General features: G+C 72.3%; 18 protein-coding genes. 8 read left to right on the top strand and 10 right to left on the bottom strand.

The window, feature by feature from the left end; translation table 11 throughout:
• Positions 1 to 140: 140 nt before the first annotated feature.
• Entirely contained in the window at positions 141 to 401 is a 261-nt protein-coding gene (locus tag ACOJTC_RS06845; RefSeq protein WP_420116204.1) for a hypothetical protein, read from the bottom strand.
• A 396-nt stretch (positions 402 to 797) separates the two neighbouring features.
• On the opposite strand from ACOJTC_RS06845, the gene ACOJTC_RS06840 reads away from it, so the two are divergent.
• The gene (locus tag ACOJTC_RS06840) at positions 798 to 3,995 is read left to right on the top strand and encodes a helix-turn-helix transcriptional regulator (RefSeq protein ID WP_420116203.1); all 3,198 of its coding nucleotides are present in this window, start codon (positions 798 to 800) and stop codon (positions 3,993 to 3,995) included.
• Between the two features lie 10 nt (positions 3,996 to 4,005).
• Here the strand turns inward: ACOJTC_RS06840 and ACOJTC_RS06835 are convergent, their stop codons facing one another.
• From ACOJTC_RS06835 to ACOJTC_RS06800, 8 genes are all read right to left on the bottom strand, one after another.
• A complete protein-coding gene (locus ACOJTC_RS06835; RefSeq protein ID WP_204925209.1) occupies positions 4,006 to 4,374 on the bottom strand; it encodes a holo-ACP synthase in 369 nt (122 codons plus the stop codon).
• Positions 4,374 to 5,576 (bottom strand): acyl-CoA dehydrogenase family protein, encoded by a 1,203-nt coding sequence (locus tag ACOJTC_RS06830; RefSeq protein ID WP_420116202.1) that lies wholly within the window; start codon positions 5,574 to 5,576, stop codon positions 4,374 to 4,376. The genes ACOJTC_RS06835 and ACOJTC_RS06830 overlap by 1 nt, the downstream gene beginning before the upstream one ends.
• Positions 5,569 to 6,246 carry a hypothetical protein gene (locus ACOJTC_RS06825; protein WP_420116201.1) on the bottom strand — a complete coding sequence of 226 codons (678 nt, stop codon included), beginning with the start codon at positions 6,244 to 6,246 and terminating at the stop codon, positions 5,569 to 5,571. The genes ACOJTC_RS06830 and ACOJTC_RS06825 overlap by 8 nt, the downstream gene beginning before the upstream one ends.
• Positions 6,243 to 7,154 carry a hypothetical protein gene (locus ACOJTC_RS06820; protein WP_420116200.1) on the bottom strand — a complete coding sequence of 304 codons (912 nt, stop codon included), beginning with the start codon at positions 7,152 to 7,154 and terminating at the stop codon, positions 6,243 to 6,245. Before ACOJTC_RS06820 ends, ACOJTC_RS06825 begins: the two co-directional genes overlap by 4 nt.
• A gap of 12 nt (positions 7,155 to 7,166) precedes the next feature.
• Positions 7,167 to 7,424, bottom strand: coding sequence for an acyl carrier protein (locus ACOJTC_RS06815; RefSeq protein ID WP_204925205.1), 258 nt, complete (start codon positions 7,422 to 7,424; stop codon positions 7,167 to 7,169).
• A gap of 137 nt (positions 7,425 to 7,561) precedes the next feature.
• On the bottom strand, positions 7,562 to 8,869 hold the full coding sequence (locus ACOJTC_RS06810; protein WP_420116199.1) for an alanine racemase: 1,308 nt from the start codon (positions 8,867 to 8,869) through the stop codon (positions 7,562 to 7,564).
• Positions 8,866 to 10,254 carry a hypothetical protein gene (locus ACOJTC_RS06805; protein WP_420116198.1) on the bottom strand — a complete coding sequence of 463 codons (1,389 nt, stop codon included), beginning with the start codon at positions 10,252 to 10,254 and terminating at the stop codon, positions 8,866 to 8,868. The genes ACOJTC_RS06810 and ACOJTC_RS06805 overlap by 4 nt, the downstream gene beginning before the upstream one ends.
• 9 nt (positions 10,255 to 10,263) lie before the next feature.
• Positions 10,264 to 11,436, bottom strand: a complete 1,173-nt coding sequence (locus ACOJTC_RS06800) for a 3-oxoacyl-[acyl-carrier-protein] synthase III C-terminal domain-containing protein (RefSeq protein WP_420116197.1) — start codon at positions 11,434 to 11,436, stop codon at positions 10,264 to 10,266.
• Positions 11,437 to 11,804: 368 nt separating this feature from the next.
• Between ACOJTC_RS06800 and ACOJTC_RS06795 the strand changes: the two genes are divergently transcribed.
• From ACOJTC_RS06795 to ACOJTC_RS06780, 4 genes are read left to right on the top strand one after another with little or no spacing between them, the layout of a single operon-like run.
• Positions 11,805 to 13,604 (top strand): condensation domain-containing protein, encoded by a 1,800-nt coding sequence (locus ACOJTC_RS06795; RefSeq protein WP_420116196.1) that lies wholly within the window; start codon positions 11,805 to 11,807, stop codon positions 13,602 to 13,604.
• Positions 13,601 to 14,497 (top strand): ABC transporter ATP-binding protein, encoded by an 897-nt coding sequence (locus tag ACOJTC_RS06790; RefSeq protein ID WP_357927309.1) that lies wholly within the window; start codon positions 13,601 to 13,603, stop codon positions 14,495 to 14,497. The genes ACOJTC_RS06795 and ACOJTC_RS06790 overlap by 4 nt, the downstream gene beginning before the upstream one ends.
• A complete protein-coding gene (locus ACOJTC_RS06785) occupies positions 14,494 to 15,372 on the top strand; it encodes an ABC transporter permease (protein ID WP_420116195.1) in 879 nt (292 codons plus the stop codon). The genes ACOJTC_RS06790 and ACOJTC_RS06785 overlap by 4 nt, the downstream gene beginning before the upstream one ends.
• 27 nt (positions 15,373 to 15,399) lie before the next feature.
• Entirely contained in the window at positions 15,400 to 17,223 is a 1,824-nt protein-coding gene (locus ACOJTC_RS06780; protein ID WP_420116194.1) for a carbamoyltransferase, read from the top strand.
• Between the two features lie 366 nt (positions 17,224 to 17,589).
• On the opposite strand, the gene ACOJTC_RS06775 is transcribed toward ACOJTC_RS06780, so the two are convergent.
• Complete coding sequence (locus tag ACOJTC_RS06775; RefSeq protein ID WP_420116193.1) at positions 17,590 to 17,943, bottom strand: hypothetical protein; 354 nt, start codon at positions 17,941 to 17,943, stop codon at positions 17,590 to 17,592.
• A 355-nt stretch (positions 17,944 to 18,298) separates the two neighbouring features.
• Between ACOJTC_RS06775 and ACOJTC_RS06770 the strand changes: the two genes are divergently transcribed.
• Genes ACOJTC_RS06770 through ACOJTC_RS06760 form a run of 3 tightly spaced genes read left to right on the top strand, consistent with a single transcriptional unit; the run spans position 18,299 to position 23,356 of the window.
• Positions 18,299 to 20,761, top strand: coding sequence for a hypothetical protein (locus tag ACOJTC_RS06770; RefSeq protein WP_420116192.1), 2,463 nt, complete (start codon positions 18,299 to 18,301; stop codon positions 20,759 to 20,761).
• 5 nt (positions 20,762 to 20,766) lie between these two features.
• Entirely contained in the window at positions 20,767 to 22,128 is a 1,362-nt protein-coding gene (locus ACOJTC_RS06765) for a condensation domain-containing protein (RefSeq protein ID WP_420116191.1), read from the top strand.
• Position 22,129: 1 nt separating this feature from the next.
• The gene (locus ACOJTC_RS06760) at positions 22,130 to 23,356 is read left to right on the top strand and encodes an MFS transporter (protein ID WP_420116190.1); all 1,227 of its coding nucleotides are present in this window, start codon (positions 22,130 to 22,132) and stop codon (positions 23,354 to 23,356) included.
• Positions 23,357 to 23,567 lie beyond the last annotated feature (211 nt).

Genomic DNA, 23,567 nt, shown 5'->3' with positions numbered 1-23,567 from the left:
GGTCGTGCGGCACCGGCATGGTCAGTTCAGTGAGCCGGTCGTCCCCGGTCCCATGGTTCGCGTGTCGCCCGCGGTACCGGGTCGCTTCACTGCGCCCCGGTTGATCCCGCCACAGCGGGTTGTCCAGAGGCCACGGAGGCTCACGTGCAGAAGCACTCCTGCATTCGGGAGACACGGCGAGCCGCCTGGCCTCTCAGCTGCTGCGTGTAGGGGAGGTGGCGATCCGCAGGTACCGGTTCGCGGCGCGTGTCGGGCAGCCGGTCGACACCGCCGAAGGGCTTCTCGGCGACCACGGCGGCAACCGAGCCCCAGCCGGTGAGTCCGCCGGCTGTGAACGGCACAAGCGCTGTGTTCCGCAGGTAGCGCCCGGTCGCCGTCGCCGTCGCGGTGTCCACCGTCATGCGTTGATCGTCACGAACTCCCGGATCGTCGTCAATACAGCTGGCTGCCCTGCTTCGGTCGGGGCTGCTACCCGGGCCATGGTGCCGCGCTGGAGGGTCCCCGCGGGGTGGCAAGGACGGGGTGACCCGAGCTGGGACCGCAACGACGGCAGGCGATTCGTCGTCGGGTCGGTCTCGTCGGTCCACCTGCGACGGACGCTGATCGGTCTGACCGAACAGCTGCCGGCCGGATGCGCCGAGCGGCTGTCCGCCACCCGCCACACTTCTCGCCGATGTCGTCGACGGACTGGGTCGGGCCGACGGGGCCACAGGACTGCCGGGTTCGAGCGGGGGCGTGGTCCCTGGAGTGAGGACAGTGGGAACTTTCTGTGCTAGATCGATTACCCATCGTAGAGCGTGCGAGTTAATCTATCCACTGTGGTCGATTTGGAAGGCGATGGATCAAGCGACGGGTCGCGAGGCCGAACGACGGTCAGGAGGCGACCGGGCCAGCCTTCCGATCCACTGGTCGGCCGGGACGGTGAACTGGCCCGCCTGCACCGAGCCATCGGAGGTCTCAGTGCGAGCGCCCACCTGGTGGAGGTCAGCGGAGACCCCGGCATCGGCAAGTCCCGACTGCTCACGGAGTTGGCGCAGCGATGTCGACAGCGGGGACTCCCGGTACTCACCGGGCGGGTTCCACCAGGCGGATCGGTCTTCCCGTTCGGCGCCCTGATCGACGCCCTGGACGACCGACTTCGGGGCTTGCGAGCGGACGCCCTGGCCCAGCTGCCGGCCCACGACGTCGATGTGTTGGCCGACATCTTCCCGAGCTTCCCGTACCGAACCGGTGACCACCCCTCAGCGTCGTGGGAGGTGCCGCGATTCCAGCGCTTCCGCGCCATCCGGTCGATGCTTGAGGTACTGGCCTCAACCGGACCCGTGGCGGTGATCCTCGACGATCTGCACCGCGCCGACGGGGACACCATCGATGCACTCTGTCACCTGATGCACTCGCCGCCTCGGGCCGCGGTCCTGCTGGCGTTCGGCTACCGGCCTCGGCAGACGCCGCCGAGGCTGCGGGGCGTCGCCGCCGGGGCGGGCGTCCCGGTGCTCCGGCTGCCGCTCGCGCCGCTGTCGCCTGTCGCCGTGCGGGCTCTGCTGGACACCTGTGTCTCTGACGCCGAGTGCGGCGACCTCTACCGGCGCAGCGGCGGCAACCCCCGCTACCTGCGCGCACTGCTCGACAGCGCGCGCTCGCCGACCGACGACACGGCGTCGGCGGGGGGCATCATGATCACCGACGCCGGACCGGGCCCCAGGGCGGCCGGCCGCTCGTACTCGGCGGCGGAAACCGCCATCGCCGCCGAACTCGACGAACTCTCCCCCCGCAGCAGACTCGCCGCAGCGGGAGCGGCGGTGCTCGGCGAGGTCTTCGATCTACCCATGGTCGGCATGGTCGCCGAACTGGCGCAGGACGTCGTCCGGCGGACGATCGACGAGTTGACCGCCGCCGACATCGTCCGACACGTGCCGGAGACGACCCGGTTCCGGTTCCGCCACCCCCTGGTGCACCAGGTGGTGTACCAGGTCAGCCAGCCCGGATGGCGGCTGGGGGCGCACGCCAGAGCCGCCGTCGCGCTGGCCGGCGCCCCGGACGGCGAAGTCGCCCTGGCACCCCACCTGGCGCTGGTCGCCACCCCCGACGACACCACCGCCCCCCGTACTCTGCGACGCGCCGCGACAGCAGTCGAGCGCGATGCACCGCAGACGGCCGCCCGCTGGCGTCAGGCAGCGCTGCGACTCGCCTCGGTCACCGGCGGTGCACCGGCCGACCAGCACACGCTCCTGCTCCAGGTCGCCACGGACTGCGCCGCCGCCGGACGACCCCGGCACGCCCGGGACCTGCTGCTGACCGCACTACAACAGCCGGCCGTGCTGCCGTCTGCCGAGCGGGCTGCAATGGTCGTGCGCTGCGTACGGCTGTGTTGGTCGCTCGGCGACCCCGGACCGGGCCGCGACCTGCTCGCCGACCTGGCTACGTCGACGACAGGGGCGTCGAAGCCGGCCAGGGTGAACCTGCTGATCGACAAGGCGTTCCTGGAACTCGCCGGCGGATCGGCGTCGGCGGCCCGCGCGTGCGCAGTCACCGCGCTGTATCTGGCCGACGCGGGCCCAGCGGGATCGGTGGACCGGATCCGTGTCCAGGCGGTGCTCGCCGCCGCCGACGGGCTGACAGGCGACATCGAGTCGGTGGCGGCGATCCTGGCCGAGGTGGTGCCGCTGCTGGACACGATGAACGATGCGCAGGTGGCGGCCCACGCCGACGCGGTGTACTGGATCGGCTGGAGCGAGCTGGTGCTGGAGCGCTACCCCGAGGCGCTACGACACCTGGAACGGGTGACCGCCGGCCCGACGGTACGGGCACCGGGGGACGCAGCCTGGCCGACACCCGACCCACTGACTATGTGTGACGCGCTGCTGGGGCGTACCTGGATCCTGTCCAACACCGGTCGGCACACCGCGGCCGTCGGTGTCGCAGCCACCGTCGCGGACGTCGCCTACCGATCCGGCAGCCCCCACCTGCTGCAGCGGGCGGCGATCCTGCGTCGCTGGGTCGCCCTGGGCGCGTCCGGGCCGTGGTCCGACCCGGACGCCGACGCAGTACCGGCCGGCGCGCCGCCGGCGACCACGGGTTCGCCGACCGCAGACCGGTGGTGTGCCGGCGTGGGTTGTTCGACCGGCGCGTCGGGTGGTCCGGACGATGCGACCGGTGGATGTGAGGACCTGCCCGACGCCCAGGCGGTTGCCACCTCCGGCGGCTGGTCGGCGGTCCTCACCCGGCTGATGCTCGCCGAACTGCGCCTCGCCGGCGGTGATCCCCAGGGCTGCCTGGACCTGCTGACCGCCGCACCCGCGCTGAGCACACTGTCCCGGGTCGACCCGAGCACCCGCATGGCCCACCACGAGCTGGTGGTACGGGCCGCGTCGGCCGCCGGCGACGTCGGCGCGGTCGCCGAACTCGTTGCCGGCGACGTCGCCGCGTCCGTCGGTGCCGGTGCCGAGGTCGGCGTGACCGCCCCGCCGCTGACCGGGGGCCGGGGCCCGGCCGCCACCGGACAGGCCGTCCGCGCCGCGGCCTGGCCACGTGGGCTGGTCGGTCTCGCGCTGCTCATCCGGGCGCGGCTGCTCATCGCCAAGGAGCCTGCTGCCGGCGTCGAGGTGGCCGTCGCCGCCGGCACTGAACTGGCCGCCGCCGGTCTGACCCCGGCGGCGGAGCGGGCCCGCGCCCTCGCCCGGCCCGGCGCTCGCCAGGGCGGCCGGCACGGCGGCGCGTCGGGGTTCCGGCCTGGGAACGACCTCGCATCGTCGGCCCGGTTGACCCGCCGGGAGCGGCAGGTCGCCGAGCTGGTCCGCGAGGGTATGACCAACCGGGAGATCGCCGCTGTACTGGTGGTCACCGAGAAGACGGTCGAGATGCACCTGTCCCATGTGTTCGCCAAGCTCGGGGTCCGCAACCGGGTACGGCTGGCCCGACGCCTCGACCCGACGACACCCCGTGCAGCGTCGTCCGCCGCACTGCCGGATACGGCGTACGGGGCAACCGGAGAGTGAGACGCGCCGGTCACCAGCTGGCGGCCACTGCCGCCACCATGCCGTCGGTGTGCGTGATCGAGACGGTCAGCCCGGTGACTCCCATCCGGGCGGCCACCCGGGCCGCCGCCCCGTGCAGGGTGACCTGTGGCGAACCACCGCAGGCCCGGCCCACCGCGATGTCGTGCGGTGCCACCCCCTCGAACAGGCCCGTCCCGAGAACCTTGAACACGGCCTCCTTCGCCGCGAACCGGCCGGCGAGGAACTCACGTCGCCGCCGGGGGGCCAGCGTCGCCGCGTACTCGATCTCGACGGCGGCGAAGGCGTACCGGGTGAACCAGGCACGCTCGCACAACCGGTCGAGTGTGTCGACCCGCAACAGGTCGATCCCGAGCCGCATCAGCCGACGCCCTCGGCCTCGACGCCCCCGGCGAAGCGCCCCTTGAGCAACCCCTGGAAGACCGACAACAGATGTACGTTGCCAGCCCCCTCCATGAACTCGAAGGCCCGTACGTCCCGGTAGACCTTCTCCAGCCAGGGATCGTCGAGCAGCGACGCCGGCCCCAGAAGTTCGGCGGCGAGCAGGGTGGCGTCCTCGGCGACCCGGGCGGCGCCGGCCTTCGCCGCGGCGATCCGGTGTGGGTCCACCCGGCCGGCGTCGATGTCGGCGGCCGTCCGGTGGTTGAGCCGGCGGATCGCGGCGATCCGGTCCTCGACCGCCGACAACCGGTCGCCGCGCAGCCCCTGCCCGCGCAGATGGTCGCAGACCGCCTGCGCGCAGCCCAGCGCCATCGCGGCGATCCCGGGCCGGGCACGGTAGAACACCTGGCGGGCTCCGTGCAGGCCACGCTGGGTGGGCCGCAGATGCTGACCCAGCAGGTTCCGGTGGGGCACCCGGACGTCCTCGAAGCGCATCCGGCTGATCCGGGCGCCGCGCAGACCGACCGACGGCAGCAGCTCGGCGCTGAATCCGGGGGACGAGGCGTCCAGGAGCACCGCCTCGATGCCCCACGGGCCGGGGGCCCGGCGGCAGAACACCAGTCCGACCTGTGCCCGGGCGCCGTTGCCCACGTAGTACTTCTCGCCGGTGAGCAGCCAGCCGTCGCCGTCGGGGGCCGGCCGCAGCGTGGTCGTCAGCTCCGTCGCGGCCGAGCCCTTGGCCGGCTCGGTGACCGCGAAGAACGTGTGGTCCGGCTGCGCGGCGAACCTGCTGAACCACCGGTCGGTCTGCTCCGGATCGGCGAGGGCGTGGATGGCGTCGCTGGACAGCGCCGGCCCCGGGCTGGCCAGCAGCACGTTCGGGTCGGCGTAGGAGAACCGTTCCCAGACGACGGCCTGCGCCAGCGACGTTCCGAGCAGCGGGGCGAGCTGTGGCGGCACATCCAGCTGGGGCCAGTACCGGCGGGGGATGGAGAAGAAGCGGTAGAGCAGCACGCCGGGAAGGTCGAAATAGCTGTCGATGGCATCCGGATCCTGGTCGAGTAGTTCGCCGACCTTGCGGAACTCGCCCGACACCGACCAGCAGTGCCGGTCGAGCTCCAGCATCCGATCGTCGAGCAGATCCGACCCGGACGGCGGCCTGCCGTGACTGACCTCAGTCATCGTCCTGTCCCCTTCCTGGATGCAGATAGACGTTGCCGACGACCTCGGTGAGGTGCAGGTCCCCCGCCGGCCCGTCCACGAGGAAACCGCTGGCCCCGAGCAGCCGCAGCAGGTCCCGACCGACTCCGACCAGCCGGCGGTGGGTGCGCCACCGGGCGGCCGCGTCGTCGTCGCGCCGAGGTCCCGGCGTCGCCCCGACCTCGGCGAGCCGGATTGCCACCTCGGCGAGCTGCGCCTGGACAAGTTGTCTGGCCAGCAGGGTGACCCCGTCTGATTCCCGGGCGCCGAGATGACGCAGGGTGTGCCGAAGAACCTCGTGCAGCAGCCGACGGTGCAGGTCGAGCAGGCCCACGGCGAACTCCTCGGCCACCGCCGGCGCGATCGTCGTCGGTCGAACCCTCCCGCCGTGCCCGGGTGTCGGGTTTGGCGGCGCCGACGCCGCGTCACGGGTGGCGGCGGGCAGCACCGCGATACCGAACCGGGCCAGCGGACCGGGAGGAGCGGTGGGTAGCGCCGCCGTGGAGGCCAGCACATGCCCGGTCGGGGACGGCACCAACCCGGCGGGAGAGACCCGCTGGTGCAGGTCGTCCAAGGCGTCGGCGAACCACCGCGCCGGGGGAGGGGGTTGCGCGGTGTCCGGCGCGCCGGGGTGGACCCTGGTGGGTGTCATGGCGTCTGCTCTCGGGCCGATGCGGACGTGGGGGCGGCGGGACGTGCTGGTGCGCCGGTCGCCGTTTGCGGTGCGCCGGGCGCGTCTGCCCCGGTGGTGGACCGCCAGCGCAGCAGGGCGGTCTGGCTCCGGCCGGTACGCGGGTCGGTGTCACAGAGCACCAGCGTCCGGTACGTGGTGGCCCAGGTCCGGTGGGACCGGGCCAGCTCCAACCAGACGCCGGTGCAGTAACTGCCGGGGGCGACCCGATGGGTCGGCACCCCCGTGGCGGCCAGCATGTCCGCGTCGACCCACGGGCCTGCCACCACCAGCGTCGAGTCGGGGTCGCACCGGGCGGTCACCGACCCCAGTAGCGGCCCCAGTCCGCGCGTGGGGGACGCAGGCCCGGTCGCGACGAACTCGTACCCGCCACCGCAGTCGCCGAAGAGGAGCAGGGCCGCCGTGTTCGCCAGCCGGTTGTCCGCCACGAAGGAATCGTGGTACGGCAGGCTGTTCTGCTCGCACACGAAGAGCGCGAGGCTGCCGCAACGCCCCGACCGGGCGTACGCATCCGCGATCTTCAGCGCCGTGTACGGCGCGCGCAGACCCTGCTCGGAGATGGCGAAGCTGTGGCTGCGATCGCCGAGCAGGTGGTTGACGTACGGGGTGACGTGCTTCAGCGACGACGGATCAGGAATGCCGTAGGCGAAGATCAACAGGTCCGGACCGCTGATCGGAAGCTCCCGCACCAGGTTCTCGGCCAACTCGGTGAACCCGACGTTCGCCGCCCGGGCCAACCGGGCCGGGTCCGGCCGCACCCCGAACGGGCCCAGGATGTCCCGCTGGATAGCGTCGCGGTCGTCGTCCGGAACCGGCGGCAGCCGGTCACCGCGCACCAGCGCGGTGGCCGAGGTGAGGGACAGCGGCATGGTCACTCCCGCTCAGGCACGTTCGTCCAGGTTCACGATCACGTAGTCGGCGACGGTGCCGATGGTCTTGAAATCGGCGATCTCCAGCCGCTCCGGGTCGACCTCGATACCGACGCCGTCCTCCAGCGCCATCAGCAGTTCCAGGACGGAGGTCGAGTCCACGTGCAGATCCTCGAAGAGCCTCGTCTCCTCGGGGAGTCCGGCGACCGGGCGTTGCAACACGTCACTGAGCGCCTGCTCGATCTGAGAGACGATCTTGCTGCGGTCCATCGGGTGGTCCTCTCGGGTAGCCGGCCGGCACGGCCGGGTGAACTGTCGGATCCGGGAAGCGGCTGCTCGATGTCGGGCGGGGGCGGTACGGCCGGTCTGAACGCGACGGGACGCGACCGGCCGACGTGGCAGGCGGTTCAGAAGGCGGCGAGGGGGATCAGGTGCTGCGGCCGGAGCAGGTCGTCGACGGTGTCCCGGCTACGCACCAGGTGGCCGACCCCGTCCAGCACGAGCACCTCGGCCGGGTGCCCGTGGCTGAGGAAGAGCACCGGTGAGGCGCTGGGACCGTACGCGCCGGAACGGCTGACGCCGAGCAGGTCGCCGGGACGCACCTCGGGCAGCGCGACCCGCTTCGCGATCACGTCGTTGGGGGTGCAGAGCGGGCCGGTGACGGTGTAGACGTCCGCCGGCGGCGCGTCCGCCCGGGTCAGCGACCCGATGGGGAAGTTCCGCTTGACGAAGCTGCCGATGCCGACCGCCGCCATGTGGTGATTGGTGCCGCCATCGGCGACCACGAACCACTCGCCCCGGGACTGCTTGACGTAGCGGGCCCGCAGCACGTACGTCCCGGACCAGCCGACCAGGTAGCGGCCGAGTTCGGTGACGATCCGGGTGCCCGGGTACCGGTCCAGGAACTCGGACACCGCCCGGTTCACCCCGTCGACGGTGGCAGCCACGTCGAGGTCGCTCTCGTTGTCGAAGTACGGCACCCCCCAGCCGCCCCCGATGTCCACCGTCTGAAGCGGTATACCGAGTTCCCCGGCGAGGGTCGCAGCCACCCGCAGCACACCCGTGGTGTTGTGGACGACGGTCGCCGCGTCGAGGATCCGGGTGCCCAGGTAGGCGTGGACGCCGATGACCCGTACCCGGCTGAGCGCGCTGATCGCGGCCTTGGCGCCGTGCAGGATCTCCTCGTCGATGCCGAACTGACGGGGCTTGCCCCCCATCGACAACCGCGACCCGTGCGACTCGAACGTCGGGTTGACCCGCAGGATCACCCGGGTGCCGGCGGCCTCCGGCAACGCGTCCAGGGCGGCCAGTTCGGCGAGGGACTCCACGACCACGGCGTGCATCCCGCCCTCGGCGCAGCAGGCGAGCAGTTCCTCACCGGACTTGCCCGGCCCGAGGAAGATGAGGTCGTCGGGGTCGACCCCGGCCCGCCGGGCGGTGACCAGCTCGGCCAGGGAGGAGACCTCCAGTCCTGCGCCGAGCGACCGAAACAACGCGCAGACGCTGACGTTGGGGTTGGCCTTCAGCGAGTAGAAGATGTCGATCCGCGGGTCCAGGGCGGCGCGCAACTGTTCGTACCGGCGGCGCAGATGGTCGCCGTCGTACACGTACAGCGGGGTGCCGTGCCGCTCGGCCAGTTCGGCGAGCAGGGCGGGATCGGAGGCGAACTTGTCGGCGACCCCGACGGTGTCCGCCGGTTCGGGTCGTCCGGTCACGGGGAGACCTCCCGGCTGAAGAGGGGGCGGGTGGCGCTGAGCCGGCCGAGCGACGCGCGTACGGCATCGTCCAGGGCGGTCAAACGGTCGGTGTCCGTGGCCACGAGCAGGGCGTACAACCGGCCGTTGAACGGTGGCGGCCGGTCGGCGTCGGCGTTGACGGTGCCGAAGCAGGTGATGACGATCCGGTCGGGACCGGACGACCCGACCAGGGCGGCGAGGCTCCGGTCGATCTCGGCGAACGACACGGGGGCGGTGAGGCTCAGCGGGTACTGCCGGGCCAGCGCGACCTGACCGGGCCCCTGACAGAGCTCGGTCAGGCTGCCCTGGTAGGTCGACATGTTGAGTCGGGCGTTGATCTCCAGCACCGGATAGACCACACCGTCGGGGTCCACGATGGCGTCCACCCCGACGACACCGACATATCCGTCGTCGCGGAGCCGGACGCCGACCAGCTGTGCGGCATGGTCGATCTCGGCATACTGGGCGTCGGTGAGCCCGGCCGGCATGATGTGCCCCTGGTGGACGCCGCCGTCGGTGAGTGCCCGTTTGACGAAGTCGAGCCGCACCGAGCCGTCCCGGGCCACGGTGACCTGATAGTTGAGGTCGTACCGTTTCGGCAGCCATTCCTCGACGACGACGTGCAGCCGGTCGTCGGCGGTGCGTTCGGCGCGTCGGCGCACCATCCGCAGGAGCCGGTCCGCCTTGCCGGGCGTGTCCAGGACCAGCAGCCCCTTGCCGGAGACACCGTAGGCGTCCTTGACGACGATCCGCCGGCCCGCCGCCAGCGCCGCGCGGTATCGGTCCAGCACGGAGGCCAACTCGTCGCATGTCTCGCACTCGTCGCCCGGAACGGCGCGCAGCCCGGCGGCGGCGGTCAGCCGCCGGCCGTAGATCTTCCCGTTGACCCGCTCGAAGACCGCCGCGTCCGGCACCGCCAGCGGTAGGCCACAGCTCACCGCCAGCTTCTCCTCCAGATCGGTGGTGGCCATCGGCAGCAACCGGGCACCGGCGGCGCCGAGCGTGGCGAGGCGAGCCAGCAGCGCCGGTGAGTCGAGCACGTCCTCGGTGGTGGAACGGTCGGCCGAGACGTTCTCCGGCACGGCGATCTCGGGTACCGGCAGGCCGATGCGGTCCAGGTAGGCCCGGTACGCCGGGTCCAGGGGGTACTTGCAGATGAGCAGGTCGTTGACGCCGGCGAGCAGCACCCCCAGTTCCTCCATCCGCCGGACCAGGTTCGTGCCGGCGGAGAAGTCCGCATTCGGTAGTCCGACGTGCTGGCGGGCCCAGCGGTGTTCGGCTTCGAAGTTGCAGACCAACACCAGTCGTCCGGTGGGCTCGCCGAGCAGGCGGTGTTTGAGCGAGCGGAGGTAACCGGTGTCCACGTCGTCCCCTCAGTACTCGATGACCATGGCGGCGTAGCTGGAACCGATCCCGACCGAGGTGAGCATGTACAACTCGCCGCTGCGCACCAGGCCCCGCTCCCGCATGGAGGCCAGGTTCAGGAAAGGGTCGGAGCAGTTGCAGTGCCCGTACCGGGGGATGTTGTCCAGAAAGATCCGTCGCCGGTCCAGGCCGACCTCCGCGCAGAGCCGCAACCAGAGCGAGGCGTTGACGTTGTGCGGGACCACCAGGTGGATGTCCGACAGGCTCAGTCCGGCGTAGCTGAGGGCGTCGGACATCGCGGCCCACAGGTGGGTGTTGTAGGTGTCGCCGAACCGGCGCAACTTCTCGGCGGACATCCGGAAACCGTCGGCGAACTCGCCCTCGGTGCGGGCCGCGTAGGAGAGCACCCGGCTGCCCGCACCGGGGACGCCGCCGTCGGCGCGGGGAAAGCCGTCGGGGCCGCCCGGCGCGTCCAGGCCGACCAGAAAGGCCGTTGACGCCTCGCCGGTGACCGATACCTGCAGTACGTAACGCAGCACGCTGTTGAATGCCTTCTCGCCGGTGACGACGAGGGCCTTCGCCGCCGGGTCGCCGTCGGCGCGGAGCAGTTCACCGGCGATGTCGATGGCGGCGAGCCCGCTGGCGCAGAACTGCTGGGTCACCGCGAACGCGTCGGCCCCGGCCAACCCGAGCCGTTCCCGCAGCTGATCGGCGACGAGCACGTGCGAGGGGGCGGGATCGGGCAGGGTGTGGGCGTAGAGCAGATAGCGCACGACGGCCGGATCAGGCAGCCCGCGCAGCGCCGCCGAGGCCGCCGGGACGAGCAGGTCGAACAGGTCGCCGTCGGGATCGGCCCGGACCTCTGCCAGACCGCGGATGCGGCGCAGCACCTTCGTCTGGTAGCGGTTGAGCCCGCAGGCCGCCCCGATCTCCTCGATCGTCCAGGAGCGGACCGGGGTGAACGCCTCGACCCGGTGTAGGAGGGTGGCCGCCCGGGTGAGGTCAGGCGGCGGAGGGATCGCCCCACGCCGCCCCTCGTCCGGCGTTCGGTCGACGGCATCGGCCGGCGGGACGTCCCCCTGCGGCGCGGCGGACCGGTCGCCGTCCGCCGGCCGGGCCGTCGGGGCGGGGCCCGGCCGGACGAGGGTCGGTCGTGGCGTACGGGAGTAGGTCTCGGCCACTCGTTCCTCCCGGTTCGGGGGCGGCCCGCCCGGGCGGCGTCGACGAGGCGGTGCACCGTTGGCGCGCAGGTACGGATCGGACCATGGACCGAAACTCCCCAGGGGGACTGCCCATCGGGCCGGCAGCGCGGGCACCGGTCACACCGCAGACCATAGGCAGACCCGAAAGCTGCGGTGAACTGGGGGAAACCCCTGAATTCTTTTGATGAGCGTCTATTCATAAGGTAGGGAATCCCCGAAGTGACTATCGAGCTGGGTGAACCTACCGTGACCGTCAGGCACCACCCGGCGATCGGCCCGTAGCGACGGTCTCGCGGGTCGGCCACGTTGCACGACATCGAGTGGCGGTCTGCTGGAGGAGAAGAACGATGGGAATTCGACCTATCGACCTGGTACCGCCTCCCGACGACGCACCCCCTGCGGTCACCCTGACCCGAGCCGACGAGCTGACCGTCCGGTTCACCGGCGACCGGGAGGGCACCGGACCGATCACCCTCGGCCAAGCGAACATGCTCGGCTGGATCGCCAAGGAGAAGCCGTACGGGCGATTCGCGGCCGGCCCGTTGGAGCTGCCCCCCGGTGCCTCGATGGCCGACGTGACGGCGGCCGTCGCGGCGCTGCTGACCCGGCACGAGGCGCTACGCACCCTCTTCCCCGGCGACGGGCAGACCCAGCGTGTGCTGCGCTGCGGCGAGCTGACCGTCGAGGTGTTCACCGCCGACGCCGACGCCGAGCCACAGGTGCTGGTGAACGAGCTGATCCGGATCCTGCGTGCGGACGAGTTCGACCTGACAGTGCAGTTGCCGATCCGGGTCGCGGTGACCGCGGTGGACGGCGTACCCACCGCCGCGGCCGTCGTCTACTCGCACGTCGTGGTGGACCTGCCCAGCATGGTGATGCTGGGCAGGCAGTTCACCGAACTCGCCGCCGACCCCACCCGTCGACAGGTCGGCCGGCAGGGCGACCAACCCCTCGACCAGGCCGCCGCCGAACGGTCCGAGCGGGGCCGACGTCGGGCCGAGGAAGCACTGCGTTACTGGGAAAGAACCCTCACCACCATCCCGCAGAACCTGTACGCGGTGCCGCCCGCACCCGAAGGGCCGGGCGGATCGTCGTCCTCCTGGCTCTGGTCGCGCGCCGCCGCCCTGGCCCTGCCGCACATCGCCGCCCGCACCGGTGCGAGCACGTCGATGGCGGTGCTGGCCGCCGTCTGCGCGGTGCTGAGACAACGCACCGGCCACCGCCTGATCGTCATGCCGACCCTGTGCAGCAACCGGTACGAGCGCCGACTGCACGACTACGTCGGCCCGTTGGCCACCGACAGCCTGGTGTCGGTGGAGGTTGGCTGCGCGGGCTTCGACGAACTCGTCGGCCGGGCCGGCACCGCCGTACTGCGAGCCAACCGCTATCCGGCCGGCCGACCGGAGGACATGACACGACTGACGGACCGGATCAGCGACGAGCGGGGCATCCACATCGCCCGGCTCTGCACCTTCAACGACTCCAGCGCCGCCATGGGACCCGAGAAACGACCCCCGGGCCCGGCCGACCCGACGGAAGTGGACGCCGCCGAGGCCCACCGGGCCATGCACGAGACGACGGTCGTGTCACGGCCCTGGGGGGAGATCCGCACGCTGCTCGCCTTCCGCCTGCTGGACAAGCAGGGACAGCTGATCCTGGGCCTGCTGACCGCCGACCGGCACAGGATCACCGACGTCGACAGCGAACTGCTGCTACGGGGAGTGGAACGGCTGCTCGTCGAGGCAGCTGCGGGTGACGTGCCGCTCGACCGTCTCGACGAGGTGACCGGGGTGACACCGCTGTCCCGCGACGCGGACTGGCGACTGGTCGACTCCAGCTGGATCCAGCTCTCCCAGACGCAACGCCTGCTCGACGACGCACTGCCCGCCGCCGGCGTCCGGGTGTTCGCCGTACCGGACGACCAGGGCCGGACGGAACTGGTGGCATACCTGGCGGACGGGACCCCGGTCACGCCGCGCCAGGCTCACCTGGCCTGCCTGGAACGCCTGCCGGGCCGGGACACGGCGATGGCACCGCGACGGTACGTGATCTGCGCGAGGGCGCCGGAGGACCCGACCGACCTGTCGGCATGGCAGCGCATGGAGGTGCTGCACGTAGGGGACGGACGGCAGGGAACGCCGCAGTGAGCGCCACGGATGCGATCGTGCTGTCCGGGCTGCGCAAGTCGTACCACGGGCGGCCCGCGGTGGCCGGGGTCGAGTTCACCGTCCACCGGGGTGAGGTGTTCGCTCTACTCGGGCCGAACGGGGCCGGCAAGACCACCACCGTCGAGATCCTGGCGGGACACCGCCGTCGCGACGCCGGCACGGTGTCCGTGCTCGGTGTCGATCCCGCCGACGGCGGGCCGGCATGGCGGGCCCGGATCGGTGTCGTCCTGCAACGCGCCGACGACCTGACCTACTCCAACGTCCTGTCGGTGCGCGACTGGGTCCGGTCGGTCGCCGCCTACTACCCGACGCCCCGTTCCCCCGACGAGGTGATCGAGCTGGTGGGCCTGGCCGACCAGTCCCGGGTCCGCGCCGCCGCGCTCTCCGGTGGGCAACGCCGCCGGCTCGACGTGGCGCTCGGCATCGTCGGCCGCCCCGAGTTGCTCTTCCTCGACGAGCCCACCACCGGCTTCGACCCGGAGGCCCGGGTCCGCTTCTGGTCGCTGCTGGCGCAGCTCGCCCGGGACGGCACCACGATCCTGCTCACCACGCACTACCTGGATGAGGCCGAACGCCTCGCCGACCGGGTCGCGGTGATGACCGGGGGACGGATCGTCGCGATCGCCACACCGCAGACCCTCGGCGGGCGGGCCGCAGCCACCGCCACGGTGCGGTGGACCGGCCCGGACGGAACACAAAGCCTGCGTACCGAGAATCCGACTGCGGTCGTGCGGGAACTCGCCGACCGGTTCGGAGGCGTCGTTCCGGAGCTGGTGGTGCACCGGCCCAGCCTGGAGGACACCTACCTGGAGATGATCGGGCAGTCGTCGTCGGACTCCGCGTCGCCACCGGTGACCGGCGGTCCGGCATGACCGCCCTCAGCGAGGAAGGTGCCCGCCCGACCACCGGACCGCCCGACCCGGCAGCGCCGGCCGGACCGGCCCCCCGGCTGCCGGGACTGGTCCGGGTGGCGGCTGCCCGTACCCGCCTGGAATTCCTCTCCTTCGTACGCGAGCGCTCGGCGATGGTCTTCACCTTCGTCTTCCCGCTCGCCCTGCTGGTCATCTTCGGCTCGGCGTTACACGGGCAGCCCGTCGCGGCGGGCGTGGACTACGAGCAGTACTTCGTCGCCGGGATGATCGCCTCCGGCATGTTCGGGTGCAGCTTCCAGAACCTCGCCATCGTGATCCCGCTCGAACGGGACATCGGCGGCCTGAAACGGCTCGCCGGCACACCCATGCCCAAGTCGGCGTACTTCGCCGGCAAGATCATGATGGTGGCGTTCACCGCATCGGTGCAGACCGCCCTGCTGATCGTCATCGGCGTGCTCTTCTACGATCTGACCCTGCCCAAGACCGTCGGTCCCTGGTTGACCTTCCTCTGGGTGGCCGGGCTCGGCACGGTCGCCTGCACCCTGCTCGGTATCGGCGTCGCCGGAATCGTGAAGAACGGCCGGACCGCTCCGGCGGTCGTGTCGCCACTGGCGACCGTGCTCCAGTTCGTCTCCGGGGTGTTCTTCGTCTTCGCCACCCTGCCGAGCTGGATGCAGGGCATCGGCGCCCTCTTCCCGCTGAAGTGGATGACGCAGGGGATGCGATCGGTCTTCCTGCCCGACTCGTTCGCCGCCCACGAGGTCGCCGGGAGCTGGGAACACGGACGGATCGCGCTGGTGCTCGGCGGCTGGTGCCTGGTCGGCCTCTTTGTCGCGGTACGCACCTTCCGCTGGCGCAACCGCGCCGACGGCTGACCCACCAGGTGGGTGTGAGGAGATGAGATGACTGATCACCGGCGGACGGTCGTGCTCGGCTACAGCGGGCTGCACGGCTCGGCAGAGCTGAAGCGGTCCTACTTCCCGGGCCTCGACGAGCGGGAAGCACGCCTGTTCCAGGGCCTGGATTCCGCCGCCGCCCTGGTCGTCGACGGTGAGCTGGTCGCGGCCGTGCAGCAGGAGCGGTACTCGGGGATCAAGTTCGACCACGCCTTCCCGGCCGACGCGATGGTGAGCTGCCTGACCATGGCCGGACTGGACTTCTCCGACGTCGACGCGGTGGCGCACAATTTCGACCACTCCCACGTGCGGGTCTTTGCCCAAGGGGAGGAATACGCGCGACGTCGCTATCAGGAGATCCTCGACCCGGCCCGGCAGACCGAGCTGCTGCACCGGTTCATGCCCCGCCTGGCCCGGCACCGGGTGACTCCGGTGGCCCACCACCGGGCGCACGCGCTCACCGCCGCCATCCCGTCCGGATTCGACGAAGCGTTGGTCGTGGTCGTCGACGGAATGGGGGAGTTGCACGCGATCACCGTGTACACCTGGCGCAACGGGCAACTGGTCCGCCTTGCCGCCCTGGACTACCGGGCCAGCCTCGGCCTCTGCTATGCGCTGTTCACCATGCACCTGGGCTACTGGCCCAACAGCGACGAGTACAAGGTGATGGCGCTCGCCGCGATGGGCGATCCGGCGCGGTACCGCGCGGTGCTGGCCGACGCGGTGCGGTGCCTACCGGACGGCCGGCTGGACGTGCCGCTGCTGCGGCTCAACCGGACGCCCTGGGCCCGGGAGACCTTCGCGACCTCCCGCGACTGGCTGACCGAGCGGGCCTGCCCGCAGCGCCGGGCCGGCGAGGAACTCACCCAGGAGCACATCGACCTGGCCAGCGCGGCCCAGGAGCGGGTGGAACAGGCGCTGACCCATCTGCTGTCGTACTGGGTGGGGCGCACCGGGCTGCGGCGGGTGGCGTTCGCCGGCGGGGTGGCGCTGAACTGCGTCGCGATCGGCAAGCTGGCCGCCTCCGGGCTGGTTGATGCCGTGTACGTGCAACCCGCGGCGGGTGACGAGGGAACAGCGGTCGGTGCTGCGCTCGCCGTGTCCGGTCCGGCGGTGTCCGGCGTCCGCTACCCGACGATGACCTACCTCGGCCCGGACGTCGACGAGGACGGGCCCCCGGCCGACCAGCCGTACTGGTCGGTGCCGGTGGCAGAGGGCGTCGCCGAGACGGTGGTCGCCCGGCTGCTGACGGAGGGCCGGATCGTCGGCTGGGCTCAGGGCCGGCTGGAGTTCGGCCCGCGAGCGCTGGGCAACCGGAGCATCCTGGCGGACCCGCGGGACCGTGGCGCTCGGGACCGGGTCAACGCCGCGGTGAAGTTCCGGGAGGAGTTTCGTCCGCTCGCGCCCGCGGTGATGGCGGAGCGGGCCGACGACTGGTTCGTCTTGCCACCCGGTACGAACATGCGGCACATGACGGTGGCGGTGCCGGTGCGGCCGGGGATGGCGGAACGGATCGCCGCGGTGGTGCACGACGACGGCACCGCCCGGGTGCAGGCCGTGCACCGGGCGGACAATCCACGCTTCTGGCGGATCCTGGACGAGTTCGAGCGGCTGACGGGGACACCCGTGCTGATGAACACGTCGCTGAACGTCAAGGGCCAGCCCACGGCGCGGGCGGGAGCGGAGGCATTCCGCACCTTCGCCTCATCCAGCTTGGATGTCCTGGTGCTCGGTGATCGGCTCTACGCCAAGCCCGAGGCGGTGCCGGCGGTCGAGCGTGCGCTGACCGACGCCGAGCGGCGTACCGTGCTCGGCGTCAGATCGGTGTAGCCCGCTCCAGGGTGTCATTACGTCCAGCCGGCCCGGGGATCATTGCGCCTTCAGCCGACAGAGATTCACACCGGGCGCGCCGATCTCCGTCAGGGACGTGGTGCCCGGTGACCCGCTGGTGCCGTTCACCGTGTACCCGGTCCCCGCACCCGGGGACGGCGAGACCATGACCGTCAGTGTCGGGTTGGCCGTGAGGCCTGCTGATCGTCCACCGCAGCAGCGGCCTGGCGGTGGCGGTGATCGGCGACGGCCCGCAGTTCATCCCGGTCCCGGTCGCCATCCGCGTCCCGTGGCTGACCTCGGGCCGCCCGAGGACCCGACTGGCGGAAAGGCGTACATGTTGAAGGCGAAACGAACCTGTCCACGTCAGTGCGGCACAGCGGGGATGGTCCACACCACCATGAGGAACAGTGGTGCGGCGGCGAGGGTCCCGCGGATGACGGGCCAGCTGATCTGGCCTCTCTTGTTCGGAAAGCTCGGAAAGAGCCAGAGCAGGATCAGACCGGTGATCAGAGGGACGAGCAGTAGCGGCGCCCCGACGGTGAGCCCGAAGATCACCATTTCCACCCGAGGTGATTCGTCATGGCCCACCCGTTCGTGAGATTGCCGGCTCAGTACGACGATGTAGGCGGCGACCACCAGCAGGTGCCAGCCGAACAGGACCATGAGCGGGGGGACCGGATCCCGTTTGACGGTGTCATGTGTGTCGATCTCTTGCACGTCGATCCTCCCCGGAGAGCAGCCCATCGTCACCGCTCTATCACTAGCAGTGGAACCCGAGCTGATCCAGCCCGCTGACAGGTCTCCACCGTCGACCACCCTCCAACAGATTGATTCAACTCAATTAGTGGGCGAGAATGGCGGGATCAGGGGCCGTCATCGCCCGTCTTCCTCGTCCGGTCGGGAGGAGGTGTCGAGCATGGAGCGCTACGAGGACCTCGAAGGAACCGCCGTGGGTCTGATCAACGCCGTCATCAACTGACGTCGCCGGTCACCAACCGGGCGGGCACGGGCTGTCCCATCGTCGCGTGTCCGCCCCTCGGACCGAACCAACCGACCGGGCGGGAGGACAGGGTTGGCCGACCTCACCTGGCGGGACCCCGCGGCATCGCCGCTGCGCCCGCTCATCGACCTGACCGCCGATCCCACGGTCCCGCCGTCCCTGGTCGCCGAGACGGCACTGTTCTGCGTCGACCAGCCCGACCCCTGCGGCTGGCTGCCCGCCCACACGCCCCCCGCCGACCTGCGCCGCACGATGTGCCGCGCCGGCCTGCTCGACGCCACGGACCCACTCGTCGTCCCACCCGGGGTGGCGCAACGGCTCACGACCGAGGACCCCGCCGGCCTGCTGTGGGCGGCCCGACTGATGCGGGCGCTGGGCCGCCGGCAGGACGCCGCGACCCTGCTGCGCCGCATCGGTTCCGACGCGCCGCCCCCGGTGTACGCCTGGCGTGACCTCCTGCTCGCCGGGGACGGCCGGCAACCACCGCCCCCGGTGCCACCCGAGGCGGCGGGCCTGCCGGTCCGCCTCACCACCGCACTCGCCCACGCCCGCTCCGCTGTGACCCACGGGCAACCGGCCACCGAATCGCTCACCACCGCGGAGTCCCTGGCCGCCGCCCTGACCGGCGACCGGATCGGGGTGATCGCCCGGGCCCGGGTCCTCGCTGCGCGGCTACGCTCCCCGGCCGAGCCGGTGCCGGACGCCGACACGGTCCGCGCCGTCGCCCACGACCTGGGAACGGACCGGACCGACCTCCTCGCCCGCGACGCCGCACTGGCGCTGCTGCGGGCCGCCACCCGGGCCGCCCTGAACGGCACCGGCGTCGGGCCGGCGTACGAGTTCGCCAGCGCCGCCCTCGACCTCGATCCCACCGGCGCGGCGACCCGGCTCCTCGCGGCGGACGCGGCCCGGGCGTCGGGCGACCGGGAGGCGGCCCGCACCCACTACCGGGTGGCCGTCCGCACCGGCCTGGCCGAGCGGACCGCCGCGCTGGCCGGACTGCTCGACCTGGCGACCCCAACCGCGCCCGGCGCGGACAACGGGCCCACCGGCGGGTTGGCTCCAGCAGCGGACACCGGCGAGCTGGTCGGGGCACTGGCCGACCTGCTCGCCACGGATCGCCGCGCCGAACGGGACCGGTTGGCGGTGCTCGTGGCGCGACGCCCGGCGTTGGACGGCACGGCCTGCGCCGACGCGGTGCGGTGGGCGGTCGCGGCGCAGGCTGACCCGGCGGTCGGGGCGCGTCCGCTTCCGTTGGAGCGCTACCGACCGTTCCTCGATCTGCATCCGAGCGCGATCCTCGACCCGGTCGACACCCCGCCGGTCGCGATCCACACGCCACTGATGTCGTACGCCGCCGTGCTGGAGCGTCGCGAGCCCTGGTTCCGGGAGATCCACCCGCAGCGGGCCACGGCCGCCATGTTCCGCGACGAACTACAGGCGACAGCAGCGGTGTACGGGTACGCCTCCGATGCCGCCTCGGCCGACCACGCGACGTGGCTGGCGGCACCGGACGGCTGCCCGCCCGGGGTGCGGGACCGGCTGGCCAACGTGTCGGACCTGCCGCTGCTGGACCGGGCGTTGCTGGGCCGGCTGCTGTCCGCGCTGGGTTTCCACGCCGAGGCCAAGCGGATCCTCCCCGGGCCGGACGTGCCGGTACGCGACCCCGAGAGCGCGTACGCGCTGGCCAGCTGGATCTTCGCCGAGCAGATGCTCACCACGGGGTACGCGGCCGAGCTGGAGCCGCACTTCCGCACCCTGTACGACCAGCTCGGCGACGACGTCCGGTACGCCCGCACGCGGGTGGTTACCACCATCAACGCCACCGTCAACGCGGCCCGACGCCGGGAGCCCGACACCATCGCCCGGTGGCGCAAACTCGGCGAGGAGGACCTGGCCCGGTACACCGCGCTGCCCGAGGTGTCGCAGTTCGACGCCGCGATCATGACCAGCAGATGGTTCCGGGCCATGGGATTCCTGCCGTTCCTCACCGGCGACCGCGACCTGCTGCGGGCGGACATGGACCGGTGGCTCGGCATCGCCCGGGAGCTGACCGGGCACGACGAACACACCCGGGTCATCGCCGCCGACAACTACTTCCCGGCCGTGGAGACCGCCGTGCGCACCCACACCCACCTCGGCGAACGCGACACCGCGCTGGCCCTGGTCGACGAGCTGGCGCAGCGGATCGACCCGATCGACCCGAAGACCTGGCTCACCGCGGGCGAACTGCGGTACCAGGCCGGCGACCACCGTGGCGCGCTTGAGGCGTACCTGCGGGCCGCGCACCTGCAGGTCCCGTACGGCCGGATCTCCTGGTTCAACGCCGGCCAGGTGCACGAGCAGCTCGGCCGGGCGGACCTGGCCGCCGAGTGCTACCGCCTGTCGCTCGCGCACTGGCCGACCGGGGTGACGCCGCTGCGCCGGCTGCGTGACCTGCACCTGCGCGGTCTGCTGCCCGACGACGGGGGAGCGCTGGCGGCCTGGATCGCGGGTCAGCCGGCGTGGTCGCAGCTGCCCGCGTTCGCGGGGTGAGCCGGGTGGGGGTGCCGCCCTACGGCGCGCAGCGTGAACTGCTGCTGCTCAGCGACACCGACGGGGCCGGCCTGCCCCGGCACAACCCGATGCCCCGGGCCTGGACGCTGTGGCACGTCCAGGGCGAGGTGGCCGTGCCGCGTCTGACCGCCGCCATGCGGGCCGTCGCCGCCGGCAACGACGTGTGGCGCGCCCGGTTCGCCCCGGGCCCGGAGCTGGTGTACGGACCCGAGCAGCCCTTCCCGGTGACCACGGTGGACTGTGCCGACGTGCCGGCGGACCGGCTGCTGGAGGCGGCCGGGGCGGCGCTCGGCGAGGCGGTGTACGCGCCGATCGACCTGCGCCACGACCCGCTGGCCGGGGCATGCCTGGTGCGGCTGGCCCCGGACGAGCACGCGCTCGCCCTCGTGGTGGACCACGGCTTCGCCGACCACGCGACGCACACCCGGTTCGTGCGCCGGGTGGCTGCGGCGTACCAGCATCCGGAGCGCACGCCGTCGCCGCTGCCATCGTTCTTCGCCCACGCGGCCGAGGTCGCCGCGGACCCACGGCGCACGGCGTCCCGGGAGTTCTGGGCGGAGGCGATGAGCCGGGACGTTCCCGCCGTCGCCTTCCCCGGCGGGCGCTGGAAGCCGTGGCGGGACACCACCGCCAGCGCCGCCTCGCCGCTGCGGCTCGACGGCGCAACCACCCGGGCCATCCGGTACGGCCGCGACCTCACCGGCGCGACCGGCTCCGGTCTGCTCCTGGCGGCCCTGTCGTTCCTGCTGGGACTCTGGGCCGACGCGGACGTCCCGGTGCTGTACGCGCGGGGCGGCCGGTGGACCCGGGAGAGCGTCGAGGTGCCCGGCGCGCTGCACGAGGCGGTGGTGAGCGTGCCACCGGGCCACCCTGCGTCCGCCTCGCTCGCCGACCATGTCCGTGCTCTCACCGCCGTCAACGCCGCCGCGCCGCCGCTGCTCGGCCAGTGGCTCACCGACTTCGGTGGGGTGGAAGCCCTGCGGGAACGGCGTCGGCTCGTGCTCAACGTGGTGGCGGCGGAGCCCACCGTCACGGTGGGCAACGCCACGATCGGTCCGGCGGGCCGGCTGCTGCGCAGCAGCGTACGACCGCCCGCAGGTCGGCGCGGGTTCCCCGCCCACAACGCGCTGCACCTGGCGGTGACGTGGTCGGCCGAGCAGCCGGAGGTGACCGTCCACCACGACCCCGAGGTGCTGCCGGCCGCCGCTCCGGTCGGTGCCGCTCTGGTCCGGTTCTTCGCCCTGCTGGCCGAGCGGCCCGACATCGCCGCCGACCGGGCCGCCGACCTGCTACGGGCGACGTGGCTGCGGGCGGCCGACACCCCGACCACGGCCCCGTCCACCTGACGTGGCGTACCGCCGTGGCGGGCTGCTCCGACAGCACGACTTCCGGTCCCTGTGGCTCGGGGCGGTCGCGAGCCAGTTCGGTGCGCGGATGGCCCTGGTGGCGCTGCCGTTGGTGGCGGCCGGCCCGATGCACGCCTCCGCCTGGCAGGTGGGTCTGGTCGGCACCCTGGGCACGGTGGCGTTCCTGGTCGTCGGCCTGCCCGCCGGCGCGGTCGTCGACCGGGTGCGGCAGCGGCGGCTGCTCATCGGCACCGACCTGGGGCGGGCCGTGCTCGTCGCCTCGCTGGCCGTGCCGGCGGCACCGGGCGGGGTGGCGCTCGGCCAGTTGTACGTCGTCGTCCTCGGCGTCGGGGTGCTCACCGTGTTCTTCGACGTCGCGCACCAGAGTTACCTGCCCCGGGTGGTGCGGCCCGACGAGCTGGTCGAGGGCAACGCCCGGCTGAGCACCACCCTCGCGGTGGCGCAGGTCGCGGGGCCCGCACTGGCCGGGCTGGCCGTCGAGTTGGCCGGCACCGGACCCGCCGTCCTGCTGATCGCGGTGGGGTTCGCCGGATCCGCCGCGTACCTGGCCCGGATCCGGACGGCCGATCCGCGGCCCGCCGCCACCGGCCGGTCCCGGCTCGCCGGGCAGATCCGCGACGGTGTGGCCTACGTGCTGCGCCACCCGGTGCTGCGGGTGCTGGCGCTGGCCGGCGGCGCGTACAACATGTTCGCCCTGATGGTGCAGACGATGGTGCCGGTGCGGCTGGTCAGCGAGCTGGGCGCGTCCCCGGCGACGGCCAGCGCGTACTTCAGCGCGGGCGGCGCCGGCGGCATCCTCGGCGCGGTGGTGGCCCGGCGGCTGACCCGCCGGCTCGGGCAGTACCGAGCGGTCTGGCTCTGCCTCCTCGCCACCGCGCCGTGCGCGCTGCTCACCCCCCTGATCGACAGCGTCGGCGGGATCTGGCTGGCGGCCGGCGGCTACCTGCTGCTGTGGGCGGGAGCGACAGCCTCCAACGTGGCCCAGGTCAGCCTGCGCCAACAGTTGTGCCCGCCGGAACTGCTCGGCCGGATGAACGCCACCATGCGGTTCCTGCTCGGCGGGGCGATGCCGGTGGGTGCGCTGGCGGGCACCGTGCTGGGGGCCGCCGCCGGTGCCCGGGTGGCCCTGTGGGTGGGTGCGGGCGGTCTGCTCCTGTCCTGCCTGCCGCTGCTGCGGCTGCGCGTCCCCGACCGGCAGCCCGCTTGAGCCTCAGCGTCGAGGATCCGATCTCGGTAGATCGCCCGATGATGCGGCAGGACGCTGTCGAGCTCAGGGGCCCGCTACGGCTGATGGCGTTGCTTTCAGCGCGGCAGCGAGGGCGTCGGTGATTTCGTAATCAACGGCACCGAGGAGACGACCGGCGGTGTCGAAATCACGGGCCCGCAGGGTCAGGGCTTATAGACGGGGGTCTGGCTGT

The organism is Micromonospora sp., from assembly GCF_048594385.1.
GTDB lineage: Bacteria > Actinomycetota > Actinomycetes > Mycobacteriales > Micromonosporaceae > Micromonospora > Micromonospora wenchangensis.
Note: the sequence above shows the minus strand (reverse complement) of the source record. Positions and strands in the feature narration are given on the sequence as shown.

What these genes read in the sequence shown, in the direction of transcription:
- ACOJTC_RS06830 (WP_420116202.1), bottom strand. Translation starts at nt 5,576, where the DNA reads ATGACTGAGGTCAGTCACGGCAGGCCGCCGTCCGGGTCGGATCTGCTC.
- ACOJTC_RS06820 (WP_420116200.1), bottom strand. Translation starts at nt 7,154, where the DNA reads ATGCCGCTGTCCCTCACCTCGGCCACCGCGCTGGTGCGCGGTGACCGG.
- ACOJTC_RS06825 (WP_420116201.1), bottom strand. Translation starts at nt 6,246, where the DNA reads ATGACACCCACCAGGGTCCACCCCGGCGCGCCGGACACCGCGCAACCC.
- ACOJTC_RS06845 (WP_420116204.1), bottom strand. Translation starts at nt 401, where the DNA reads ATGACGGTGGACACCGCGACGGCGACGGCGACCGGGCGCTACCTGCGG.
- ACOJTC_RS06835 (WP_204925209.1), bottom strand. Translation starts at nt 4,374, where the DNA reads ATGCGGCTCGGGATCGACCTGTTGCGGGTCGACACACTCGACCGGTTG.
- ACOJTC_RS06780 (WP_420116194.1), top strand. Translation starts at nt 15,400, where the DNA reads ATGACTGATCACCGGCGGACGGTCGTGCTCGGCTACAGCGGGCTGCAC.
- ACOJTC_RS06785 (WP_420116195.1), top strand. Translation starts at nt 14,494, where the DNA reads ATGACCGCCCTCAGCGAGGAAGGTGCCCGCCCGACCACCGGACCGCCC.
- ACOJTC_RS06795 (WP_420116196.1), top strand. Translation starts at nt 11,805, where the DNA reads ATGGGAATTCGACCTATCGACCTGGTACCGCCTCCCGACGACGCACCC.
- ACOJTC_RS06815 (WP_204925205.1), bottom strand. Translation starts at nt 7,424, where the DNA reads ATGGACCGCAGCAAGATCGTCTCTCAGATCGAGCAGGCGCTCAGTGAC.